Origin of the sequence: Serratia proteamaculans (assembly GCF_949794035.1) — a bacterium.
Lineage (GTDB): Bacteria > Pseudomonadota > Gammaproteobacteria > Enterobacterales > Enterobacteriaceae > Serratia > Serratia proteamaculans.
The window spans coordinates 5,387,617-5,407,376 of the sequence record NZ_OX461105.1; the positions used below are offsets into that span (position 1 = coordinate 5,387,617).

Below are 19,760 nucleotides of genomic sequence, written 5' to 3' on the forward strand. Positions count from 1 at the left end.
GTGTAAACGGCGCGCCGGATTTTTTTATCCGCTAACTTTTCACCTTACTGCTCAGTTCTTGCAGCGAACGTTTTAGTTCGTCGATCTGACGATCCTTATTCCTGTTTTCTTCTTGCAGCTGTTTTAGCTCCCTTTCATGATCTCGCAACTTATCTCTAAAGTTATCCAAATCATTCAGTGTATAGCGGGAGGTTCTGTAGTTATTATTATCGCCCAGAAATAGAATTTTCTCGAAAAGCGTGGCTTCGGGTATGTTGCTATCGCGCACGAGTCCTTGCGCCGCCATCACGTTGCTAGATGCCAGCAGAGACAGGCTAACCGCTGACAAGATAAGTGTTTTTTTCATGGAAGATCCCTTTGCGTGAGCAAGATATTATTGAATGTTTCAGATGAAATAATAGCCTAATCAAGATGTTAATTACACTATTGGCGCACTGTAATATAACTGTCATATTTCGTACATTTTACTGTCACCAAACTGTCCTATTTTCCCTCCTGCAGCAATACTTACTCTGATGAAAACGACTTGAAGTCGATTTTTGAATATCCCATTAGGAGGGATTATGAAACTGATGCGTACCACCGTCGCCAGTATTGTGGCAGCGACTTTCTCCCTGACCGCCGTGTCCGCGTTCGCTGCTGCTAGCCTGACCGGTGCAGGTGCGACATTCCCCGCTCCGGTTTATGCCAAGTGGGCAGATTCTTATCAGAAAGAAACCGGCAACAAAGTTAACTATCAGGGCATCGGCTCTTCTGGTGGCGTGAAGCAAATCATCGCCAACACCGTTGACTTTGGTGCTTCTGATGCGCCTTTGACTGACGAAAAACTGGCGGCTGATGGCCTGTTCCAGTTCCCTACCGTGATCGGTGGTGTGGTGCTGGCAGTTAACATCCCGGGCATCAAATCCGGTGAGCTGACCCTGGATGGTAAAACTCTGGGCGATATCTATCTGGGTAACGTGAAGAAATGGAACGACCCGGCGATCACCAAGCTGAACCCTGGCGTTAAATTGCCGGATCAGAACATTGCCGTTGTGCGTCGTGCTGATGGTTCAGGCACCTCGTTCGTGTTCACCAGCTACCTGTCCAAAGCCAACGCGCAGTGGAAAGAGAAAATCGGCGCAGGCTCTACCGTTAACTGGCCAACCGGTCTGGGCGGCAAGGGTAACGACGGTATCGCGGCCTTCGTACAGCGTCTGCCAGGCTCTATCGGCTACGTGGAATACGCTTACGCCAAGCAGAACAACCTGGCTTATACCAAGCTGATTTCTGCCGATGGCAAAGCGGTTAGCCCGACAGAAGAGAGCTTCAGCGCAGCGGCTAAAGGCGTGGACTGGAGCAAAACCTTCGCACAGGACCTGACTGACCAGAAAGGCGACAACGCCTGGCCAATCACCTCTACCACCTTCATCCTGGTGCACAAAGAGCAGAAAAACCCGGCTCAGGGCACCGAAGTCCTGAAGTTCTTTGACTGGGCGTACAAAACGGGCGCCAAGCAGGCTAATGACCTGGATTACGCCACTCTGCCGAACGAAGTTGTCGAGCAGGTGCGTGCAGCATGGAAAACCAACGTAAAAGACAGTTCCGGTAAAGCGCTGTACTAACAACGCAGGGGCGCGTGATCCAACGCGCCCCACTCAGTTTTTCAGGGTCTGACCTATGTTGGGCCTGCCAGGGTTAAAACAGAGAGTGATCTATGGCTGAGTACAAGCCGACCATTAAAGCACCGAGTAAAAATGGTGACGTCATCTTCAGCGCGCTGGTTAAACTGGCAGCGCTGATTACCCTATTGTTGCTGGGCGGCATTATTGTTTCACTGATCTTCGCCTCCTGGCCGAGCATCCAGAAATTCGGTTTCTCCTTCCTGTGGACCAAAGAGTGGGACGCGCCTGCCGAACAGTTCGGTGCGCTGGTACCCATCTACGGCACCGTGGTTACCTCGTTGATTGCACTGATTATTGCCGTGCCCGTCAGCTTTGGTATTGCGCTGTTCCTGACCGAGCTGGCGCCAAACTGGCTGCGACGCCCACTGGGCATCGCCATTGAACTGCTGGCGGCGATCCCGAGTATCGTTTACGGCATGTGGGGCCTGTTCGTGTTCGCCCCGCTGTTTGCCGAATATTTCCAGACTCCGGTTGGCGATGTGCTGTCCGGCATTCCGATTGTCGGTGAGCTGTTCTCTGGCCCGGCGTTTGGTATTGGTATTCTGGCTGCCGGGGTGATCCTGGCGATTATGATTATTCCTTACATTGCTGCCGTAATGCGCGACGTGTTCGAGCAGACCCCGGTGATGATGAAAGAGTCGGCCTACGGCATCGGCTGCACCACCTGGGAAGTGATCTGGCGTATCGTGCTGCCGTTTACCAAGAATGGCGTGATTGGCGGTGTGATGTTGGGGTTGGGCCGTGCGCTGGGGGAAACCATGGCGGTGACCTTCATCATCGGTAACACCTACCAGCTCGACAGCGTCTCGCTGTATATGCCGGGTAACAGTATCACCTCTGCGCTGGCCAACGAATTCGCCGAAGCGGAATCTGGGGTGCACACCGCAGCGTTGATGGAGCTGGGTCTGATTCTGTTTGTTATCACCTTTATCGTCCTGGCGCTGTCGAAGTTGATGGTCATGCGTCTGGCCAAGAAGGAGGGACGCTAACGTGGCGACTATGGAAATGCAAAACAACCTGGCGCTGTTGGAAAGCCGTCGCAAAATGCAGGCCTGGCGCCGTCAGAAAAACCGACTGGCGCTGTTCATGTCGATGGCGACCATGGTGTTTGGCTTGTTCTGGCTGGTGTGGATCCTGTTCTCCACGGTGACCAAAGGCATCGACGGCATGTCGCTGGCGTTGTTCACCGAAATGACCCCACCACCGAACACTGCCGGCGGCGGCCTGGCTAACGCCATTGCCGGTAGCGGGTTATTGATCATGTGGGCGACGATATTCGGCACGCCGCTGGGCATCATGGCCGGCATTTACCTGGCGGAATACGGCCGTAAATCCTGGCTGGCGGAAATCATCCGTTTTATTAACGACATTCTGTTATCGGCACCGTCGATCGTCGTGGGCTTGTTCGTGTACACCATCGTGGTGGCGAAGATGCAGCACTTCTCCGGCTGGGCTGGGATCATTGCACTGGCGCTGTTGCAGGTGCCGATCGTGATCCGTACCACCGAAAACATGCTGAAACTGGTGCCGGATACGCTGCGTGAGGCGGCTTACGCGCTGGGTACGCCGAAATGGCGCATGATTTCTGCCATCACGCTGAAAGCCTCGGTTTCCGGCATTATCACCGGCGTGCTGCTGGCGATTGCACGTATCGCCGGGGAAACCGCACCGTTGCTGTTTACCTCGCTGTCGAATCAGTTCTGGAGCACCGATCTGATGCAGCCGATCGCCAACCTGCCGGTGACCATTTTCAAATTCGCCATGAGCCCGTTCGCCGAATGGCAAGAACTGGCCTGGGCAGGGGTGTTGTTGATTACCCTGTGCGTATTGGTCCTGAATATCTTGGCGCGTGTGGTTTTCGCCAAGCAAAAGCATTCATAAAATTTTGAGCGCGGCCCTGGCGGCGCTGATGAAAAGAGAGAAGTCTTGATGAGTATGGTTACTGACGCTTCCAGCAGCAAAATTCAGGTACGCGATCTGAACTTCTACTATGGCAAATTCCATGCGCTGAAAAACATCACGCTGGATATCGCCAAGAACAAGGTCACCGCGTTTATCGGTCCATCCGGCTGCGGCAAATCAACCCTGCTGCGTACCTTCAACAAGATGTATCAGCTATACCCTGAGCAGCGTGCCGAAGGTGGCATCCTGCTGGATGGGCAGAACATTCTGACCGACAACTCGGATATCGCCCTGCTGCGTGCCAAGGTTGGCATGGTGTTCCAGAAGCCGACACCGTTCCCGATGTCGATATACGACAACATCGCTTTCGGTGTGCGTCTGTTTGAAAAGCTGTCGCGTGCCGACATGGATGAGCGCGTGCAGTGGGCTCTGACCAAGGCAGCGCTGTGGAACGAAACCAAGGACAAGCTGCACCAGAGCGGTTACAGCCTGTCCGGCGGCCAGCAGCAGCGCCTGTGTATCGCCCGCGGCATTGCGATTCGTCCGGACGTATTATTGTTGGATGAACCCTGCTCGGCGCTGGATCCGATTTCCACCGGTAAAATTGAAGAGCTGATCAGCGAGCTGAAGTCTGACTACACCGTGGTGATCGTAACTCACAACATGCAGCAGGCGGCGCGTTGCTCGGACTCCACGGCATTTATGTATCTGGGCGAACTGATCGAGTTCAGTGATACTGATACCCTGTTCACCGCGCCACAGAAAAAACAGACCGAAGACTACATCACTGGCCGTTATGGTTGATAGGATGCATCATGGATAACCTGAATTTAAATAAACACATTTCCGGCCAGTTCAACGCAGAACTTGAGCACATCCGCACCCAGGTGTTGACCATGGGCGGGCTGGTGGAACAGCAACTGACCGACGCCATTACCGCGATGCATAACCAGGACGGTGAGTTGGCCAAGCGGGTGATCGAAGGCGATGCCAAGGTCAATATGATGGAAGTGGCGATCGACGAAGCCTGCGTGCGGATCATCGCCAAACGCCAGCCGACCGCCAGTGACCTGCGCCTGGTGATGGCGATCATCAAAACCATCTCCGAACTGGAACGTATCGGCGACGTGGCAGATAAGATTTGCCGTACCGCGCTGGAGAAGTTCTCGCATCAGCACCAGCCACTGTTGGTGAGCCTGGAGTCGCTGGGCCGCCATACCGTGCAGATGCTGCATGACGTGCTGGACGCTTTCGCGCGTATGGATCTGGATGAAGCGATCCGAATTTACCGCGAAGACAGAAAGGTCGACCAGGAATATGAAGGCATTGTGCGTCAGCTGATGACTTACATGATGGAAGACACGCGCACCATTCCCAGCGTGCTGACTGCGTTGTTCTGCGCCCGTTCGATCGAGCGTATCGGAGATCGTTGCCAGAACATTTGCGAATTTATCTTCTACTTCGTCAAAGGTCAGGACTTCCGTCATATTGGCGGCGATGCGCTGGAAAAGCTGTTGTCGTCCGACGGTAAAGACGAGAAAAAAGAGTAATTCTCCCCACGAGTTACCCTCCAAAGGCGCAGAAAACTGCGCCTTTATGCTGTTTAAAACCCCTAAAGATAAAAAGGTTATAAATATAGCTTTTTATATTATTTCCTGACCTAAGCGGGTCTTGCTAGCGTAGCAGCCAGCAGGACATCAACCCCTTAGGAGCAACTCATGAAACATCGCGTTTTGGCCTTAACTTTGTTAGCCAGCCTGACCAGCCTCGCCACCGGTGCCGCGCATGCGGACAAACTCGACGACATCAAGAAAGCCGGCGTAGTGCGTATCGCGGTGTTCGACAGTAATCCTCCGTTCGGTTATATCGATCCGCAAAGCAAAAAGTTGGTGGGTTATGACGTTGATGTGGCCGATGCGATCGGCAAAGCGCTGGGTGTGAAGGTGGAGCTGCGAGCCACCAATCCTGCCAACCGTATTCCTTTGTTGGTGTCGAAAAAGGTCGATTTGATCGCCGCCAACTTCACCATTACTGACGAGCGCGCCAAGGAAGTGAACTTCAGCGTGCCGTACTTCGCCACCGGCCAGAAATTTATCGCCCATAAAGGCGTGCTGAAAACCCCGGAAGATATCAAAAAACTGCGCATCGGCGCGGACAAAGGCACGGTGCAGGAAATTACCCTGCGTGAACATTACCCGACGGCCAAAGTGATCTCTTACGACGACACACCGCTGGCGTTCGTGGCGCTGCGTAACGGCAACGTTCAGGCGATCACCCAGGATGATGCCAAACTGGTGGGCCTGCTCGGCAACCTGCCGGCGGCGCAGAAGGCTGATTTCGAGATCTCGCCGTTCAGCATTACCAAAGAATACCAAGGGGTCGGTATTCCCAAAGGCGAAGAACGCCTGACCGCCAGCGTGAACGACACGCTGATTAAACTGGAAAAAAACGGCGAAGCGGTGAAGATCTACGATCGCTGGTTTGGCCCGGAAACCAAAACCGCGCAGCCACGCGGCAATTTCACCATCGCACCCCTGGATCAACAGCCGAAAGCCTGATCCGCGGGGGCTGTGAGGTGTGAACGGAGGGGCGCAGCTTGCTGCGCCCCTGGCGCATTCTGCAATACAAGGATTTAGCATGCATCTGCAACAACTCTCAGACTGGCTGCTGGCGCCGCAGTATCTGAGCTGGCTATGGCAGGGTTTCCTGCTGACGCTGTGGCTTTCCGCCTGCGCGAGCCTGGCCGCCACGCTGTTGGGGTTTTTACTGACGGCAATGCGTGACAGCCGCCTGTGGGGACTGCGCTGGCTGGCGGTGGGGTACAGTTCGTTGTTTCGTAATACGCCATTGCTGGTGCAGCTGTTCTTCTGGTATTTCGCCGCCGGGCAGATCCTGCCTTCTGCCGCCATGCAGTGGCTGAACACTTCACATCAAATCGGCCCGCTAGAGTGGCCGTCGTTCGAGTTTCTCGCCGGCTTCTTTGGCCTGACGTTGTACTCCAGTGCATTTATCGCCGAAGAGATCCGCTCAGGCATCCGTGGCGTCGCCGGCGGGCAAAAATATGCGGCCAACGCGCTGGGATTAACCGGCTGGCAGGCCATGCGTTATGTGGTGCTGCCGCAGGCGCTGAAAATCGCCATGCCACCGCTGCTGGGTCAGTATATGAACGTGATAAAAAACTCCTCGCTGACCATGGCGATCGGCGTTGCCGAACTGTCCTATGCTTCGCGTCAGGTAGAAACCGAGACGCTGCGCACCTTCCAGGCGTTTGGTGTGGCGACGTTGCTGTACATTGCCATTATTGCGCTGCTGGAAGGCTGGGGCATGTGGCGACAGCAGCGTAAACCGCTGAGAGGGCATTAAGATGGATTTCAGCGTCATTTACGACAACCTGGGCTATCTGTTGTGGGGCACCTGGCCGGACGGACCGCTGGGAGGCGCCGCGCTGACGTTGGCGATCAGCCTGATGGCCGGTGTGGCTTCGGCCATTCTCGGCACGCTGTTAGGCGTGGCACTGGCGATGTCGAGCGGCGTCGCTGCCGGATTACTGGCCATGCTGCTGGGGTTCTTCCGCGCCATCCCGGTGATCATGCTGATTTTCTGGACCTATTTTCTGCTGCCGATGGTTTTTGGCGTGGATATTCCGGAAATTACTACCGTAGTTTGCGCATTGGCGTTGATCGCCTCGGCCTATCTGGCTCATGCGGTGAAGGCGGGAATTGCCGCCATCGGCCCGGGCCAGTGGCAAGCGGGTTTATCACTGGGGTTAACCCGCTGGCAGACGCTGCGGATGATCGTTTTGCCCCAGGCGCTGCGCATGATGGTGCCTTCGTTTATCAACCAGTGGATTTCGTTGATCAAGGACACTTCGCTGGCCTATATCGTCGGTGTCGGTGAGCTGACCTTTCTGGCAACCCAGGTCAACAACCGCAGCATGGTGTACCCGATGGAGGTGTTCCTGTTTATCGCCCTGGTGTACTTCGTCTTCTGTCTGACGCTGGATCTGCTGGCCAATGCGGTCAATCGCCGCTTTAGCCCGCAGACCCGGGCGTTGAAACGCTCATGGTGCTGGTGGCGTAACAAACCGCCGTTGCCGGCTAGTTAGTCAACTGCCAGCCACGTTCACGCCACAATGCAGGTAATTGCGCCAGGTTGTCGAATGCGGTGACCAGGGGATGGTCGATCGGTTTATTGTGCGGATCGGCACAGAAGTAAAATACCGGGATACCCGCAGCGATCCCGGCCTGCGCCCCGGCGGCGGAATCGTCCACCAGGATGCAACGCTCCACCGGTACCTGCATTTTTTCGGCGGCGTGAAACACGATCGCCGGGTCCGGTTTCCAGCGCTGGATGTCATAGCCGCTGAACAACCGGTCATCAAAATAGTGCAGCATGTCGGTCAGGCCGAGCGAGTGCTGCATTTTGCTGACCGGGCCGTTAGACACGGTACACATAGGGACTGACACCTGTGCCAGCAGTTCACGCGCACCGGCAATCTGCTGCAATTCGCTGTCGAACAGACGGGCCACTTCCTGGCGGTATAACGGCTCCAGTTCTTCCTTCGGCAAGGCGACTCCGTGCTCCGCATTAACCTGTTCGATAATCTCGTACAGCTTCACCCCTTTGTACTTTCTGAACACTTCGTCCAGCGAAAGGTGAATGCCATAGTGGGCAAACATGTGCACGTAGGCTTTGCTGCACAGCACTTCGCTGTCCACCAGCGTGCCGTCGCAATCAAACAAAATACAGTCAATCTGCTTCATCAGGGGCCGTGTCCTTAGGTTATGCGGTGATAATGCCACTTTAACCGCATCAGGCAGGATTGCGACCCCAGAATCACGGTTTACCGATCAATCCCAGTAAATACAATCTGTTGGGGGTTTTAGCCGTAAAGACGGCGAAAAAAAGCTGTGAGCGGCGTCAAAACCCTGACTTTTTGTTATAGGATAGCCAGCGACTCTCCATTCCCTTCTTCGGAATTCTGATAATGAGCAAACAAGTCACTGGCCTTGACGTTGAGCAAGGCTTGCTTGGGCGTGTGTTTAAACTCAAGCAACATGGCACTACGGCGCGTACGGAAACGATTGCCGGTATTACTACCTTTTTGACCATGGTGTATATCGTGTTCGTTAACCCGCAAATTTTGGGCGCGGCGGGTATGGATACGCAGGCGGTGTTTGTAACCACCTGTCTGATTGCCGCTTTTGGCAGTATTTTTATGGGCCTGCTGGCGAACCTGCCGGTGGCACTGGCGCCGGCAATGGGCCTCAATGCGTTCTTCGCCTTTGTGGTGGTGGGCGCGATGGGGATTTCATGGCAGATCGGCATGGGGGCCATCTTCTGGGGCGCGGTCGGTTTATTGCTGTTGACCATTTTCCGCGTCCGCTACTGGATGATTGCCAATATCCCCATGAGTTTGCGGGTGGGGATCACCAGCGGTATCGGCCTGTTTATCGGCATGATGGGGCTGAAAAATGCCGGCATTGTGGTGGCTAACCCGGATACGCTGGTGACCATCGGTAGCCTGACCTCGCACAATGTGCTGCTGGGCGCGCTGGGCTTCTTTATTATTGCCGTGCTGTCCTCCCGTAACTTCCATGCGGCGGTGCTGGTTTCCATCGTGGTGACCACCCTGATCGGCTGGGCATTGGGCGATGTGAAATACGGCGGCGTGTTCTCGATGCCACCCAACATTACCTCGGTAGTGGGCCAGGTTGATCTGGCGGGGGCGTTGAACATTGGCCTGGCGGGGGTGATTTTCTCCTTTATGCTGGTGAACCTGTTCGACTCCTCCGGCACCCTGATTGGCGTGACCGACAAGGCCGGTCTGACCGATGCAACGGGCAAGTTCCCACGCATGAAGCAGGCGTTGTACGTGGACAGCATCAGTTCGGTGGCCGGCTCCTTTGTCGGTACCTCCTCCGTGACGGCCTACATTGAAAGCTCTGCCGGGGTTTCCGTCGGCGGCCGTACCGGTCTGACCGCGGTGGTGACCGGGATCCTGTTCCTGCTGGTGATTTTCCTGTCGCCGTTGGCGGGCATGGTGCCGGCTTACGCCGCTGCCGGTGCGTTGATCTACGTGGGCGTGCTGATGACATCCAGCCTGGCGCGGGTTAAGTGGGATGACCTGACCGAAGCGGTGCCGGCGTTTGTGACGGCGGTGATGATGCCGTTCAGCTTCTCGATTACCGAAGGTATCGCACTCGGCTTTATTTCTTACTGCGTCATGAAGTTGGGTACCGGCCGCTGGCGTGAAATCAGCCCATGCGTGGTGGTTGTCGCGCTACTGTTTGTGCTGAAGATTGTTTTTGTAGACGGTCATTAATGCGAACAGGGCCGACAAACGTCGGCCCTGTGTTTGCTTTTAGCCTTAGATACTCGGGCCTAGCGCACCGAGGGGCCATTATGGGACACATCCGTGTGTCCCACCCTACGGGCCGACTGAAAGTCGTTCCAATTTGCTCCCGGCAAATTGGTCGGCAGCTGAAGCTGCTACGACCCCTTCGGCACGCTCTCCCTAATAATCAACTTTCTCATAGCCTGCAAGCCAATGCGCGTAGTCACATCAGGCGCCCGGCGTTGCGTCGGGCGCCTGATGCAGCATCCACTGCAACGGCCGTTTGAAACGTGCCTGCCAGCCGCCATCGGGGTTCTCACCCTGGGCAAAATGCAAAGCCTCTACCTGATTATTCTCACTGAACAGATTGGCGAAGTGCATCGCCAACGCCTGATCGCTGAAATTTTGCCGATCGTAGTACGCCACCACCAGCCGCTTATGGGTTGCCAGCGATTGCTGTGCCTGTTTGATCTCGCCATTAGGGGCGATCAGCATCGCTCCGGCATAAAGTTGCGGGTACTTGGCCAGCAGATTGGCGGCATGCATTGCGCCCTGACCACGAGCGGTAAGGTAGACCTGTTGAGGGTTGAGCTTTAATTCTTTGGTTAACGGCTGCAAAGCCCGCTGAATTGCGCTCTGAGTGCTTTCATCACTGTAATTTGACCAACGGAAACAGTTTTCTGACAGCATCTGGGTGCCGTTGATCTCAACATAGGCGACGCCGATCTCACTGAAAAACAGGCGCTCTTCAGGCGTGATACCGGCGCTTTTGCCATAGGCGTGCAGATACACCACCGTTGGCCAGCCTCCGGGTGGAGGTGTACCGTCCGGTATGGCGTAGCTGGCTTTGCCTTCGAACCAATGCGCATGTTGCAGATAGCGCGCTTTGGTTATCGCCAGAATCGACTGATAGGTGCTGCTGTGTTGGATGTTGTTGAAGGCGTCGTCCTCCAACAGATTGTAGTAATACCACAACCCGCGATCGGCGCTCAGTTGCAGATAACGCTCTGCCAATTCGGTCTGGCCCTTTTCTGCTGAGGAGGCCGCCAACTGGTAAGGTGCCCATACGTTACGGCCATCTTCACGCATCAGCGTCAGATACAACGACATGGCGGCGATCTTTTTATCTTCCTGGCTCTGTGCGGTGCGGGGTAACTGGGTGCTAAGCGGGCTATGTACCGGCAGCTCGATCGGCTCTTCTCCGGCGGGATAATGCATTTCTGTGGCTAGTAGTGGTCTGGTGATGAAAGCCAGTAATATGGCTAAAATAAAAAAATACATAATTTAATGACTTTATTTTTAATGGGTTGGCGATTTTTTTCTCATGATAATGACGCCATCAGTCAATTTTTGCTGAAGGCGTCAAAAAAGACATTTATTTCAGACGACGGATGTAATCGCTGAAGGCGGACAGCTGCCCCGTCAGGAAGTCCAGCGTACCCTGGTCATTCAATTCTTCCGTCTGCGCGTCCACTTTATTCTGGATCACGCCACCCATAAATTCTGGTTTGTTCATCACCATTGCGTCGAGGAACACCAGGATCTGGCGCAGGTGATACTGGCAGCGTGCGCCACCAATTGGCCCCATTGAGCTGGTCTGAATAGCCACTGGCTTACCGGCCAAGGGTTGATTTGGCAGACGGGAAAGCCAGTCGATGGCGTTCTTCAATCCGCCCGGCACCGAATAGTTATATTCCGGGGTTACGATGATCACGCCGTCAGCCTGGCGGATTTGTTCGGCAATGGCTTCCACCGCGGCGGGGAAACCTTCTCCCTGCTGCATATCGGCATCGTACAGCGGGATATCACGGATAGAGGGGAGTGCTTCGATGGTAACACCTTGTGGGGCAAGGCCGGGTAAGGCACGGGCGACCATCGCGTTGTAAGAGCCTTTACGTAAACTGCCGAGCAGGGTGACGATTTTTAATGCTTGGTCTGACATGGTGATTCTCCCTTTCGAATGAACAGATTCAGCTTAGAACACCCGAAGATAGTAGGGCAAGAAGGGCAGTGAGAATAGATGATTGCTGAATATTTAGCTGACTTTGCAGTTTTATGCAGAAATTTATCCGTTAAAGAAAGTTTTATCTTACGGATCCGTCATTAATCGCCGATGTCAGCGGTGGAGTGCCAGACTGGTTAATTTCACAAAGCGGGTGGAGATGGCTGGGGTTCGCGGGGAGATTTCGCCGTGCTTCTGCAGGCCTTTGTCCGCTTCGTATTGCCAACAGATTAAGCGCTCAAGGCTGGGTTCACGCGCACAAGCCCAACTCAGGTATTCATCGGCATCGCTCATCACATGGACCTGGGGGGTGATACTGGAGCGCAGATGGCCGGAAAAAGGATGCAGCAGCAGCGTCGACTGCCCGCTATTACCCAGGCCGGAAAGTTTCAGCACGCTCTGGCGGATACTCCACAGCTGGGTTTCTGCCTCCAGTCGATCGTATTGCGCACTGATCCAGGCGCTTTCGGCCGGCGTTTGGTATTGGTGCTGCCGCTCTTTATGTTGCCCGCCGCGGGCGCGCATGACTTCAATATCCAGCCCTACCTTGCCTTCCTGGCTGAGCAAGACCCCCACCGTATCGCTGGCATAGGCCAGGCTGAAATCGGGCAGGTGATTGTCGACGAAACAGGGGCGGCCGGTTGGGGTGGTGGCGATAGAGGGTAATACCGGCAGCCCATAAAGATAGAACATCATCTCAGCGAGCAGGATGCGCCCCTGCAGGAAGCGCTGGCGGCGTTTAACGGAAAAAGAAGCGGTCGCAGCAACCACGTCTGCGGAGAGTCTCCGGGTATCCAGTGCGGTGGATGTGGGGATCCATCGGGCAAAATGACACGCCATTATTCACTCCATGACAGAGGGGCAGCAGAAAACGCAGGGGGGTTAGATTAAGCATAAGTCGCGGATTTATCATTAAAAAACAGTATGCGTTTTATCCTATTTATCTTCCTGTTCAATATTATTGTCCGGTGCAGCGTCACTCCACCATTGGATCATTGATGCGTTAGGCGTCAAATCAAAATGGGGTTTACCGAGGAGATGATTGAGAATGCGGGCAGAGCGCCAGGCCATCAGGCTGAGCCCACCCTCGGCGCTGCCGTGACTATGTATACCGGCATTCACCGCATAAATACGATTCTGTTCAGGTCCTTGCCACTCAAGGTTAAAATCCGGCAGCAGCGGCAAATGCTGCTGATCGTCAAAGGGAATGCGCGGCAACAGGGGTTTTAGACAGGATGGGAGCGAAGGGCGGTAACCTGTCGCTAAAATAACGATGTCGGCATGAAATCCTTCCTGGCGATTTTCCAAACCGTGGCGGGTACGCAGCTGATAGCCCTTATCCGTCGGTTCGATTGCCAGCAGCGTGCGGTGCGGCAAAAGACGGACATTGCGTGGCTGATGCATGACATCGAAACGCATGTATAACTCTCGGTACAGCGTGCGCAGCGTATGATTGCTGATACCGTCGGCAGGCAGTTTCTGTGTCCTGATTTCGCGTTCGCGAATATCCTGCGGCAGCGTATAAAAATAATCGACGTATTCCGGGGTGAAATATTCATTGGTGAAAGCGGACTCGTCCAGCGGTTGGAAGTTCGGGCGGCGGGAAATCCAATCCAGTTGCGCCGGTTCTCCCCAGTGACCGCGCAGCGCGTTCAGGAAAATATCTGCACCGCTTTGACCCCCCCCAATTACGGCCACCCGTTTACCCGTCAGATCTGGATTGCGAATGGCTATTTCGGCGGCATGCAGACAATTCTCTCCCAGCGCCGGGTAAAACTCCGCCGGTAACCAGGGGTCGTGGCCGGTACCCAGGCAAATATTCTTCGCCCACAGGGTCTGGTTGAGGGTGCGTACCTCGAACAACTGCTGGTCATCGTCAAAATCAATACTTTCAACCGACTGCGAAAACTGTAGCCCATCTAATCTATCGCAGGCCCAACTCAGGTAGTCCGAGAACTCTTCACGGCTGATAATTTGCTGTTCGGTGATCAAAAAACGATAAATTTTTTTCTGCTCGACCAGGTAATTGATAAAGGAGAATTGGCTGCGGGGTGTCACCGCTGTGACCAGATCCTGCAGCACATAGGTCTGCATATAGGCAGAAGGCAATAGCATGCCGGGATGCCAACGGAAGCTGGCGTTTCGATCGAGGAAGGTATAATTGAGGGCACCACTTTCATAGGCCAGGGCGGCCAGGCTGAGGTTGAAAGGGCCAAGGCCGATACCCAGTAAATCCAGTGGTTCATTCATTTTTTCTTATCTCTCCCGACAGAAATCGCTGAGATAAGCTTAGGTGATTTTTGGCAAGCCAGGGGAGATAGCGGACCCTGTTCAGGGGGATGGCGGTAAAACTAATGTGCTTGTTAGCGTTTTATTCCAGAACGAAAGTGTCTCCCGTCGCCGGTGATATCATCTCCGGCAGCCACAGCCGTCCCCATGTGCCGGTACAATGGCATCCCATGATCTTATCCGGTTTTTGCTGACTCAGAAAATGCCTGACCTGCCATAACAGGCGCGGTGAGGCGCAGCGCAGGTGGAAACCGCCGATCAACGCATGGATCTTATTGATCCCGGTGATCTTTTGGCAATGACGCACGATGTTAATGATCCCACGATGCCCACAGCCGGTAATAATAACCAGCCCACGATCGGACTTATAAATCAGCACCCCCTCGTCGCTAACGTAATCCACCGCCTCCGTTTTGCCACTGATTACGCCATAGGCCTTTGGCTCGGCAACCGCGATTTCTCCGGACCAGATAAAACGTTCGCTGATATGCAGTGGTTCACTGCTGTACTCCATTTGATGCCGTGAGTAATCGATATCCAGCGATAATTTTTTGATTTTCCGGGTTTTACCCAGCAGTTTCACTGCCGAATAGCGTTCATTGGCGATGTGCGGATGGCAGATGATACGGCTGTTATCGGCTAGCCAGGGGACGCCACCGCAGTGGTCATAATGGCCATGTGACAGCAGCGTCGCGGTTAGCCCGGACAGGTCGACGCCCATCAGCTCTGCGTTATGCAGGAAACTGTCATCAGGGCCGGTATCGAACAAAACCGAGTCCGTTTCATCCTGAATCAACAGGCTTAGGCCGGCTTTCACCCGCAGCGATGGGTCCACGCCTGCGGCACGCCGATTTTCCAGTAACACTCTGAGGGTTAATGCCATGCTGCTCTTTCCTGAGAGGGGATCTTTTGTCACTCAGTATATCGCGCTGGCCCTGAAGGGTGCTGTGACCGGCCGCTCAGGCATCAATCACCGAGAGCAGGTAAAAAATTTACCCGCTCTGGCGGAGAAAGCCGGCATCGGCGGTATTTGATGGCTTACTTGCCGATGCAGAAGCTGGAGAAGATGCGTCCCAGCAGGTCATCGGAGGTGAATTCGCCGGTGATTTCACTCAGCGCTTGCTGGGCCAGGCGTAATTCCTCGGCCAACAGCTCCCCCGCGTAAGCGCTCACTAACTGTTCTTTGCCCTCGACCAGATGCTGGGCCGCTTGTTCCAGCGCTTGCAGGTGGCGACGGCGGGCCAGGAAGCCGCCCTCCATATTACTGGTGAAGCCCATGCTCTGCTTCAGGTGGTCGCGCAGCAGATCGATGCCCTCACCGGTACGCGCCGACAGGCGAATAAGTGAGTGACCATTTACTTCGGTCATACCCAGCGTTTCACCAGTGATGTCGGCTTTATTACGTACCACGGTGATCGGCAGACGGTGCGGCAGACGCGCCATAAATTCTGGCCAAATCTCCGCCGGTTCGGTGGCCGCAGTGGTGGTGCCATCGACCATAAACAGCACGCGGTCGGCTTGTTCGATCTCATTCCACGCACGTTCGATGCCGATGCGCTCCACTTCGTCGATGGCTTCACGTAGGCCGGCGGTGTCGATGATGTGCAACGGCATGCCGTCGATGTGAATATGTTCACGCAGAACGTCACGGGTCGTCCCGGCAATATCGGTAACGATGGCTGCCTCTCGGCCAGCTAACGCGTTCAGCAGGCTGGATTTACCGGCGTTTGGTCGCCCGGCGATCACTACCTTCATTCCTTCACGCAGCAGGCTGCCCTGGCGCGCTTCGGCGCGTACGTTGTCCAGATCGGCCATGACGCCATTGAGCTGCGCTTCGATTTTACCGTCAGACAGGAAGTCGATTTCTTCATCGGGGAAGTCGATGGCCGCTTCCACGTAGATCCGCAGGTGAGTAAGTGCTTCCACAAGCTGGTGGATGCGGGTGGAAAAAGCCCCCTGCAGCGAGTTCATGGCTGAGCGGGCTGCCTGCTCGGAACTGGCGTCGATCAGGTCGGCAATCGCCTCGGCCTGTGCCAGATCCAGCTTGTCATTGAGGAATGCACGTTCGGAAAACTCGCCGGGCCGCGCGATACGCATGCCGGGAAGCGCCAGTACGCGTTTGAGCAGCAGATCGAGGATCACCGGGCCGCCGTGGCCTTGCAGTTCCAGCACGTCTTCGCCGGTAAACGAATTGGGCCCCGGGAACCACAGCGCAATGCCCTGATCGAGGGTCGCACCCTCTGCATCACGGAATGGCAGGTAATCGGCGTAACGCGGCTTCGGTAGCTTACCGAGCAGGGCCTGGGCCACGTCTTTGGCGCCACGGCCGGAAATACGCAGAATGCCGACGCCGCCGCGTCCCGGCGGAGTGGCTTGGGCTACGATGGTATCGGTGGTGCTCATAGTGACTCTCTCTGACAATTCAATATGCAAAAAGGCGGTCTTAATGACCGCCTCTTATCTATCGCTGCAAGGGTTCAGCGCGCCGAACCCCTACAATACGCTTAGGTCTTTTTCTTGTCGCGGCTGTGTAAGCCACGTTTTTCCAGGCCGCGGTAAATCAACTGCTGCTGGATGATGGTCACCAGGTTACTGACGATGTAGTACAGCACCAGACCGGACGGGAACCACAGGAAGAACACTGTGAAGATCACCGGCATAAAGGTCATGATTTTCTGCTGCATCGGGTCAGTCACGGTGGTCGGCGACATCTTCTGGATGAAGAACATCGTCACGCCCATCAGGATTGGCAAGATGTAGTACGGGTCTTGCGCCGACAGGTCATGGATCCACAGGGCGAACGGCGCATGGCGCAGCTCAACCGAGCCCATCAACATGTAGTACAGCGCCAGGAAGATTGGCATCTGGATAACCAGCGGCAGACAACCCCCCAACGGATTCACTTTCTCAGACTTGTACAGCGCCATCATCTCTTGGCTCATGCGCTGTTTGTCATCACCGATACGCTCACGCATCGCCTGCAGTTTAGGCTGCAGCATGCGCATTTTCGCCATCGAGGTGTACTGCGCTTTGGTCAGCGGGTACATGATGCCACGCACGATGAAGGTGATGATGATAATTGAGAAGCCCCAGTTACCGATAAAGCCGTGGATGAACTTCAGCAGTTTGAACAGCGGCTGGGAGATGAACCACAACCAACCGTAATCCACGGTCAGGTCCAGATGCGGCGCCAGTTGGGCCATCTGATCCTGCAGCTCCGGGCCAACCCACAGGGTCGCGTTCAGTTGCTGCTGCGCACCAGGCTGTACCACTACCGGAGTAGATTTGAAGCCGATGGTGGACAGGTTGTCGCCAGGCTTGGCGGTATAGAAGGTATTGCTACCCTGAGTGGCCGGTACCCATGCGGTGGCGAAGTATTGTTGCAGCATCGCAACCCAACCGCCCTGCGTGGTCACACTCAGGTTCTCGTCCTTATCGAACGCATACTTCTGATATTTGTCATCGCTGGAAGAGTATGCCGCGCCACGGAAGGTGTGCAGGGCGAAGTTGTTGCTGCCGGTGTCACGGTGCTTAGGCAGCTCGGTGGTCTGCTTCAGTTGGCCGAACAGGGTCAGTTCCAGCGGAGTGGTGCTTTTGTTGTCGACGTTGTAGTCAACGCCAACCGCGTAATGGTTACGCTTGAGCACGAAAGTCTTGGTGTAGATGGCACCGTCTTTACCGGTAAAGGTCAGCGGAATGCGCAGCTCTTCCTGGCCTTCCGGCAGGGTGTAGCTGTCCTGCGCCGCCTGGAACAGAGGACGTTCGCCGTTTGCCGGGTTATCCGGACCGTTTCTGCCGGTCAGGCCGCTTTGCGCCTGATAAACAAATGACGGTGTGGTTTCCAGCAATTGGAATGGCGTCGATGAACCCAGAGTGTCCGGGTAGGCCAACAGTTTAGCCTGCTCGATATCACCACCACGGGTGTTGATGGTCAGCGACAGCACGTCAGTGTTAACGGTAATCAGTTTACCCTGGCCACTGGCTGGAACTGCTGAGCTTGCGGCATCACCGGTAGCAGTGTTCGAAGTCTGTTGCGTGGTCTGCGCGACTGGTTGCGGAGCATTGTCCGTTTGCCAGGCTTGCCAGATCATGAAAGACACGAACAGCAGAGCGATGAGGAGAAGATTGCGTTGCGAATCCATCGTTAGTGTTCTCTGTTATCGTCGGGTTTCGGCGGCACGGGATCATCGCCACCTGGGTTCAAGGGGTGGCATTTTAATACGCGTTTCAATGCTAACCAACTGCCTTTTATCATGCCAAACCTGCTTAATGCCTCAATTGCGTAATGAGAGCATGTCGGCTGGAAGCGACAACGAGGCCCAAGCAGCGGACTGATGACGAGCTGGTAAGCCCGCACCAGCCCGATCAGGATGCGGGAGCCTGGCGACAGTGGCGACGCCATAATTTTTCCAAAGCTTCCGTCAGCGCGCGGTTATCCAAATCCGCTATCCCTTTTTTGGCCACCACGACAAAATCCATCGCCGGTAACTCGTGCTGAAGTAAACGGAAGCTTTCGCGGGTTAGGCGTTTGATCCGGTTGCGTTCATGCGCGCGTTTGACGTGTTTTTTGGCGACGGTAAGACCGATGCGGGGATGCCCCAGCTGGTTCAGGCGGCCGAGGATGGTGATTTGCGGCGTGCCAGCCCGTTGTGGCTGCTGGAAGACGAAAGTGAAGTGAGTGGGAGTTAACAAACGTAACTCCCTGGGAAAAGCGAGCTTAACCACTCAGCGGGTTAGCTTTTATTACTTAGAAACAGTCAGACGAGAACGGCCTTTCGCACGACGGCGGGCCAGAACTTGACGACCATTCTTGGTTGCCATACGAGCACGGAAACCGTGGCTACGGTTACGCTTCAATACGGACGGTTGGAAAGTGCGTTTCATGGCGATTTCTACCTAAACTTAAAATAATTACTGATCAGTAAACGCGTTTGGCTATTCGGCGTGAAGACGACCGACGCCTCAATCGCAATATATAAAGAGGCGGGATTGTAATAATTGTACAGTCCTGAGTCAATTCACATTGCGCTAGCCTACCTGGTTGTCTGCCAATTCGGAGTAAAATCCGGTATTGGCCCGTGGTCACCGCAGAATCCTGTCTGGTTAATGACACACCATTTAGGAACCAGGTACACACGTAGGGCGAAGATTATACGGACTCGGAGGTAAATCGCAAGGATCCCGATGCGATCCTTCGGGGGAAAAGCAAGGATCTTGCGTGGATAACAGGGTATAACCGGTTGACAATGTAAAAAATCCCTTTCCCCACGCGGGATTTTGCCTGCAATTTAACGAGGCTGGCGAAAAGATCGCCGCAGGCCGGGGCCTGTGGATAAAATGGATCTAATCTGTGATGAAGGGGAGGATCTCTTGCGCGGATTGCGCTATGATCCGTCATTCCGATCGCGATCTCTCAAGCGGGGATCGTGAGGGACATAAACCGTGAAAGGCGGTTCGCATCCCCCACAGGCAAACAGCCGATGCCGGGTATGTGTCAAAAATCATGAGTTATAAAAAATTAGCCTGATTCTTTTCTTTTATTGATCTTGTTCGAGTGGAGTCCGCC

Annotated in this window: 22 protein-coding genes; 10 read left to right on the forward strand and 12 right to left on the reverse strand. The window is 54.8% G+C overall.

Annotated elements, in window-relative coordinates; translation table 11 throughout:
- Positions 1-31: 31 nt before the first annotated feature.
- Positions 32-346, reverse strand: a complete 315-nt coding sequence (locus QOT07_RS25050; protein WP_283604247.1) for a hypothetical protein — start codon at positions 344-346, stop codon at positions 32-34.
- 217 nt (positions 347-563) lie between these two features.
- On the opposite strand from QOT07_RS25050, the gene pstS reads away from it, so the two are divergent.
- The 8 genes from pstS (at position 564) to QOT07_RS25090 (ending at position 7,671) form a co-directional block, all read left to right on the forward strand.
- Positions 564-1,604, forward strand: coding sequence for a phosphate ABC transporter substrate-binding protein PstS (pstS, locus tag QOT07_RS25055; RefSeq protein ID WP_099064417.1), 1,041 nt, complete (start codon positions 564-566; stop codon positions 1,602-1,604).
- A gap of 92 nt (positions 1,605-1,696) precedes the next feature.
- A complete protein-coding gene (gene pstC / locus QOT07_RS25060; protein WP_085120121.1) occupies positions 1,697-2,653 on the forward strand; it encodes a phosphate ABC transporter permease PstC in 957 nt (318 codons plus the stop codon).
- Between the two features lies 1 nt (position 2,654).
- Positions 2,655-3,545 (forward strand): phosphate ABC transporter permease PstA, encoded by an 891-nt coding sequence (pstA, locus tag QOT07_RS25065; RefSeq protein ID WP_099064418.1) that lies wholly within the window; start codon positions 2,655-2,657, stop codon positions 3,543-3,545.
- A gap of 54 nt (positions 3,546-3,599) precedes the next feature.
- On the forward strand, positions 3,600-4,370 hold the full coding sequence (gene pstB / locus QOT07_RS25070; RefSeq protein WP_369804765.1) for a phosphate ABC transporter ATP-binding protein PstB: 771 nt from the start codon (positions 3,600-3,602) through the stop codon (positions 4,368-4,370).
- An 11-nt stretch (positions 4,371-4,381) separates the two neighbouring features.
- Entirely contained in the window at positions 4,382-5,116 is a 735-nt protein-coding gene (phoU, locus tag QOT07_RS25075) for a phosphate signaling complex protein PhoU (RefSeq protein WP_085120124.1), read from the forward strand.
- Positions 5,117-5,284: 168 nt separating this feature from the next.
- Positions 5,285-6,124: an ABC transporter substrate-binding protein gene (locus tag QOT07_RS25080; protein ID WP_283604250.1), complete on the forward strand. Its 840-nt coding sequence runs from the start codon at positions 5,285-5,287 to the stop codon at positions 6,122-6,124.
- Positions 6,125-6,203: 79 nt separating this feature from the next.
- The gene (locus tag QOT07_RS25085) at positions 6,204-6,929 is read left to right on the forward strand and encodes an amino acid ABC transporter permease (protein WP_099064420.1); all 726 of its coding nucleotides are present in this window, start codon (positions 6,204-6,206) and stop codon (positions 6,927-6,929) included.
- Between the two features lies 1 nt (position 6,930).
- Positions 6,931-7,671 carry an amino acid ABC transporter permease gene (locus QOT07_RS25090; RefSeq protein WP_283604253.1) on the forward strand — a complete coding sequence of 247 codons (741 nt, stop codon included), beginning with the start codon at positions 6,931-6,933 and terminating at the stop codon, positions 7,669-7,671.
- Here QOT07_RS25090 and yieH read toward each other — a convergent pair.
- Entirely contained in the window at positions 7,664-8,329 is a 666-nt protein-coding gene (yieH, locus tag QOT07_RS25095; RefSeq protein ID WP_283604255.1) for a 6-phosphogluconate phosphatase, read from the reverse strand. The two genes, QOT07_RS25090 and yieH, sit on opposite strands and share 8 nt — an antisense overlap.
- 224 nt (positions 8,330-8,553) lie before the next feature.
- Here yieH and QOT07_RS25100 point away from each other — a divergent pair, with 224 nt between their 5' ends.
- Complete coding sequence (locus QOT07_RS25100) at positions 8,554-9,891, forward strand: NCS2 family permease (RefSeq protein WP_085120129.1); 1,338 nt, start codon at positions 8,554-8,556, stop codon at positions 9,889-9,891.
- Between the two features lie 240 nt (positions 9,892-10,131).
- Here QOT07_RS25100 and QOT07_RS25105 read toward each other — a convergent pair whose 3' ends face one another.
- The 5 genes from QOT07_RS25105 to QOT07_RS25125 form a co-directional block, all read right to left on the reverse strand.
- Positions 10,132-11,184, reverse strand: coding sequence for an alpha/beta hydrolase (locus QOT07_RS25105; protein WP_207978734.1), 1,053 nt, complete (start codon positions 11,182-11,184; stop codon positions 10,132-10,134).
- 94 nt (positions 11,185-11,278) lie between these two features.
- Positions 11,279-11,845 carry an NADPH-dependent FMN reductase gene (locus QOT07_RS25110; RefSeq protein ID WP_099064425.1) on the reverse strand — a complete coding sequence of 189 codons (567 nt, stop codon included), beginning with the start codon at positions 11,843-11,845 and terminating at the stop codon, positions 11,279-11,281.
- A gap of 174 nt (positions 11,846-12,019) precedes the next feature.
- On the reverse strand, positions 12,020-12,745 hold the full coding sequence (locus QOT07_RS25115; RefSeq protein WP_099064426.1) for a 4'-phosphopantetheinyl transferase family protein: 726 nt from the start codon (positions 12,743-12,745) through the stop codon (positions 12,020-12,022).
- Between the two features lie 96 nt (positions 12,746-12,841).
- Entirely contained in the window at positions 12,842-14,155 is a 1,314-nt protein-coding gene (locus QOT07_RS25120) for a lysine N(6)-hydroxylase/L-ornithine N(5)-oxygenase family protein (protein ID WP_099064427.1), read from the reverse strand.
- Between the two features lie 121 nt (positions 14,156-14,276).
- Positions 14,277-15,077: an MBL fold metallo-hydrolase gene (locus tag QOT07_RS25125; RefSeq protein WP_099064428.1), complete on the reverse strand. Its 801-nt coding sequence runs from the start codon at positions 15,075-15,077 to the stop codon at positions 14,277-14,279.
- On the opposite strand from QOT07_RS25125, the gene QOT07_RS25130 reads away from it, so the two are divergent.
- Positions 15,076-15,228, forward strand: coding sequence for a hypothetical protein (locus QOT07_RS25130; protein ID WP_219015038.1), 153 nt, complete (start codon positions 15,076-15,078; stop codon positions 15,226-15,228). The genes QOT07_RS25125 and QOT07_RS25130 overlap by 2 nt on opposite strands.
- A gap of 4 nt (positions 15,229-15,232) precedes the next feature.
- Here QOT07_RS25130 and mnmE read toward each other — a convergent pair whose 3' ends face one another.
- From mnmE to rpmH, 5 genes are all read right to left on the reverse strand, one after another.
- The gene (gene mnmE / locus QOT07_RS25135; RefSeq protein WP_219015039.1) at positions 15,233-16,597 is read right to left on the reverse strand and encodes a tRNA uridine-5-carboxymethylaminomethyl(34) synthesis GTPase MnmE; all 1,365 of its coding nucleotides are present in this window, start codon (positions 16,595-16,597) and stop codon (positions 15,233-15,235) included.
- Between the two features lie 101 nt (positions 16,598-16,698).
- On the reverse strand, positions 16,699-18,336 hold the full coding sequence (yidC, locus tag QOT07_RS25140; RefSeq protein ID WP_085120151.1) for a membrane protein insertase YidC: 1,638 nt from the start codon (positions 18,334-18,336) through the stop codon (positions 16,699-16,701).
- A 2-nt stretch (positions 18,337-18,338) separates the two neighbouring features.
- On the reverse strand, positions 18,339-18,596 hold the full coding sequence (yidD, locus tag QOT07_RS25145) for a membrane protein insertion efficiency factor YidD (RefSeq protein ID WP_012004505.1): 258 nt from the start codon (positions 18,594-18,596) through the stop codon (positions 18,339-18,341).
- Positions 18,560-18,919 (reverse strand): ribonuclease P protein component, encoded by a 360-nt coding sequence (gene rnpA / locus QOT07_RS25150; protein WP_025123954.1) that lies wholly within the window; start codon positions 18,917-18,919, stop codon positions 18,560-18,562. The genes yidD and rnpA overlap by 37 nt, the downstream gene beginning before the upstream one ends.
- 18 nt (positions 18,920-18,937) lie before the next feature.
- Entirely contained in the window at positions 18,938-19,078 is a 141-nt protein-coding gene (rpmH, locus tag QOT07_RS25155; protein ID WP_003849659.1) for a 50S ribosomal protein L34, read from the reverse strand.
- Positions 19,079-19,760 lie beyond the last annotated feature (682 nt).

Excerpts from the sequence above, each read along its gene's own strand:
- yieH (WP_283604255.1), bottom strand. The coding sequence starts at position 8,329 with ATGAAGCAGATTGACTGTATTTTGTTTGATTGCGACGGCACGCTGGTG.
- QOT07_RS25120 (WP_099064427.1), bottom strand. The coding sequence starts at position 14,155 with ATGAATGAACCACTGGATTTACTGGGTATCGGCCTTGGCCCTTTCAAC.
- yidD (WP_012004505.1), bottom strand. The coding sequence starts at position 18,596 with ATGGCGTCGCCACTGTCGCCAGGCTCCCGCATCCTGATCGGGCTGGTG.
- QOT07_RS25110 (WP_099064425.1), bottom strand. The coding sequence starts at position 11,845 with ATGTCAGACCAAGCATTAAAAATCGTCACCCTGCTCGGCAGTTTACGT.
- QOT07_RS25050 (WP_283604247.1), bottom strand. The coding sequence starts at position 346 with ATGAAAAAAACACTTATCTTGTCAGCGGTTAGCCTGTCTCTGCTGGCA.
- pstB (WP_369804765.1), top strand. The coding sequence starts at position 3,600 with ATGGTTACTGACGCTTCCAGCAGCAAAATTCAGGTACGCGATCTGAAC.
- QOT07_RS25115 (WP_099064426.1), bottom strand. The coding sequence starts at position 12,745 with ATGGCGTGTCATTTTGCCCGATGGATCCCCACATCCACCGCACTGGAT.
- QOT07_RS25085 (WP_099064420.1), top strand. The coding sequence starts at position 6,204 with ATGCATCTGCAACAACTCTCAGACTGGCTGCTGGCGCCGCAGTATCTG.
- QOT07_RS25130 (WP_219015038.1), top strand. The coding sequence starts at position 15,076 with ATGCTGCTCTTTCCTGAGAGGGGATCTTTTGTCACTCAGTATATCGCG.
- phoU (WP_085120124.1), top strand. The coding sequence starts at position 4,382 with ATGGATAACCTGAATTTAAATAAACACATTTCCGGCCAGTTCAACGCA.
- QOT07_RS25100 (WP_085120129.1), top strand. The coding sequence starts at position 8,554 with ATGAGCAAACAAGTCACTGGCCTTGACGTTGAGCAAGGCTTGCTTGGG.
- pstC (WP_085120121.1), top strand. The coding sequence starts at position 1,697 with ATGGCTGAGTACAAGCCGACCATTAAAGCACCGAGTAAAAATGGTGAC.
- QOT07_RS25105 (WP_207978734.1), bottom strand. The coding sequence starts at position 11,184 with ATGTATTTTTTTATTTTAGCCATATTACTGGCTTTCATCACCAGACCA.
- yidC (WP_085120151.1), bottom strand. The coding sequence starts at position 18,336 with ATGGATTCGCAACGCAATCTTCTCCTCATCGCTCTGCTGTTCGTGTCT.
- mnmE (WP_219015039.1), bottom strand. The coding sequence starts at position 16,597 with ATGAGCACCACCGATACCATCGTAGCCCAAGCCACTCCGCCGGGACGC.
- QOT07_RS25080 (WP_283604250.1), top strand. The coding sequence starts at position 5,285 with ATGAAACATCGCGTTTTGGCCTTAACTTTGTTAGCCAGCCTGACCAGC.
- rpmH (WP_003849659.1), bottom strand. The coding sequence starts at position 19,078 with ATGAAACGCACTTTCCAACCGTCCGTATTGAAGCGTAACCGTAGCCAC.
- QOT07_RS25125 (WP_099064428.1), bottom strand. The coding sequence starts at position 15,077 with ATGGCATTAACCCTCAGAGTGTTACTGGAAAATCGGCGTGCCGCAGGC.
- QOT07_RS25090 (WP_283604253.1), top strand. The coding sequence starts at position 6,931 with ATGGATTTCAGCGTCATTTACGACAACCTGGGCTATCTGTTGTGGGGC.
- pstS (WP_099064417.1), top strand. The coding sequence starts at position 564 with ATGAAACTGATGCGTACCACCGTCGCCAGTATTGTGGCAGCGACTTTC.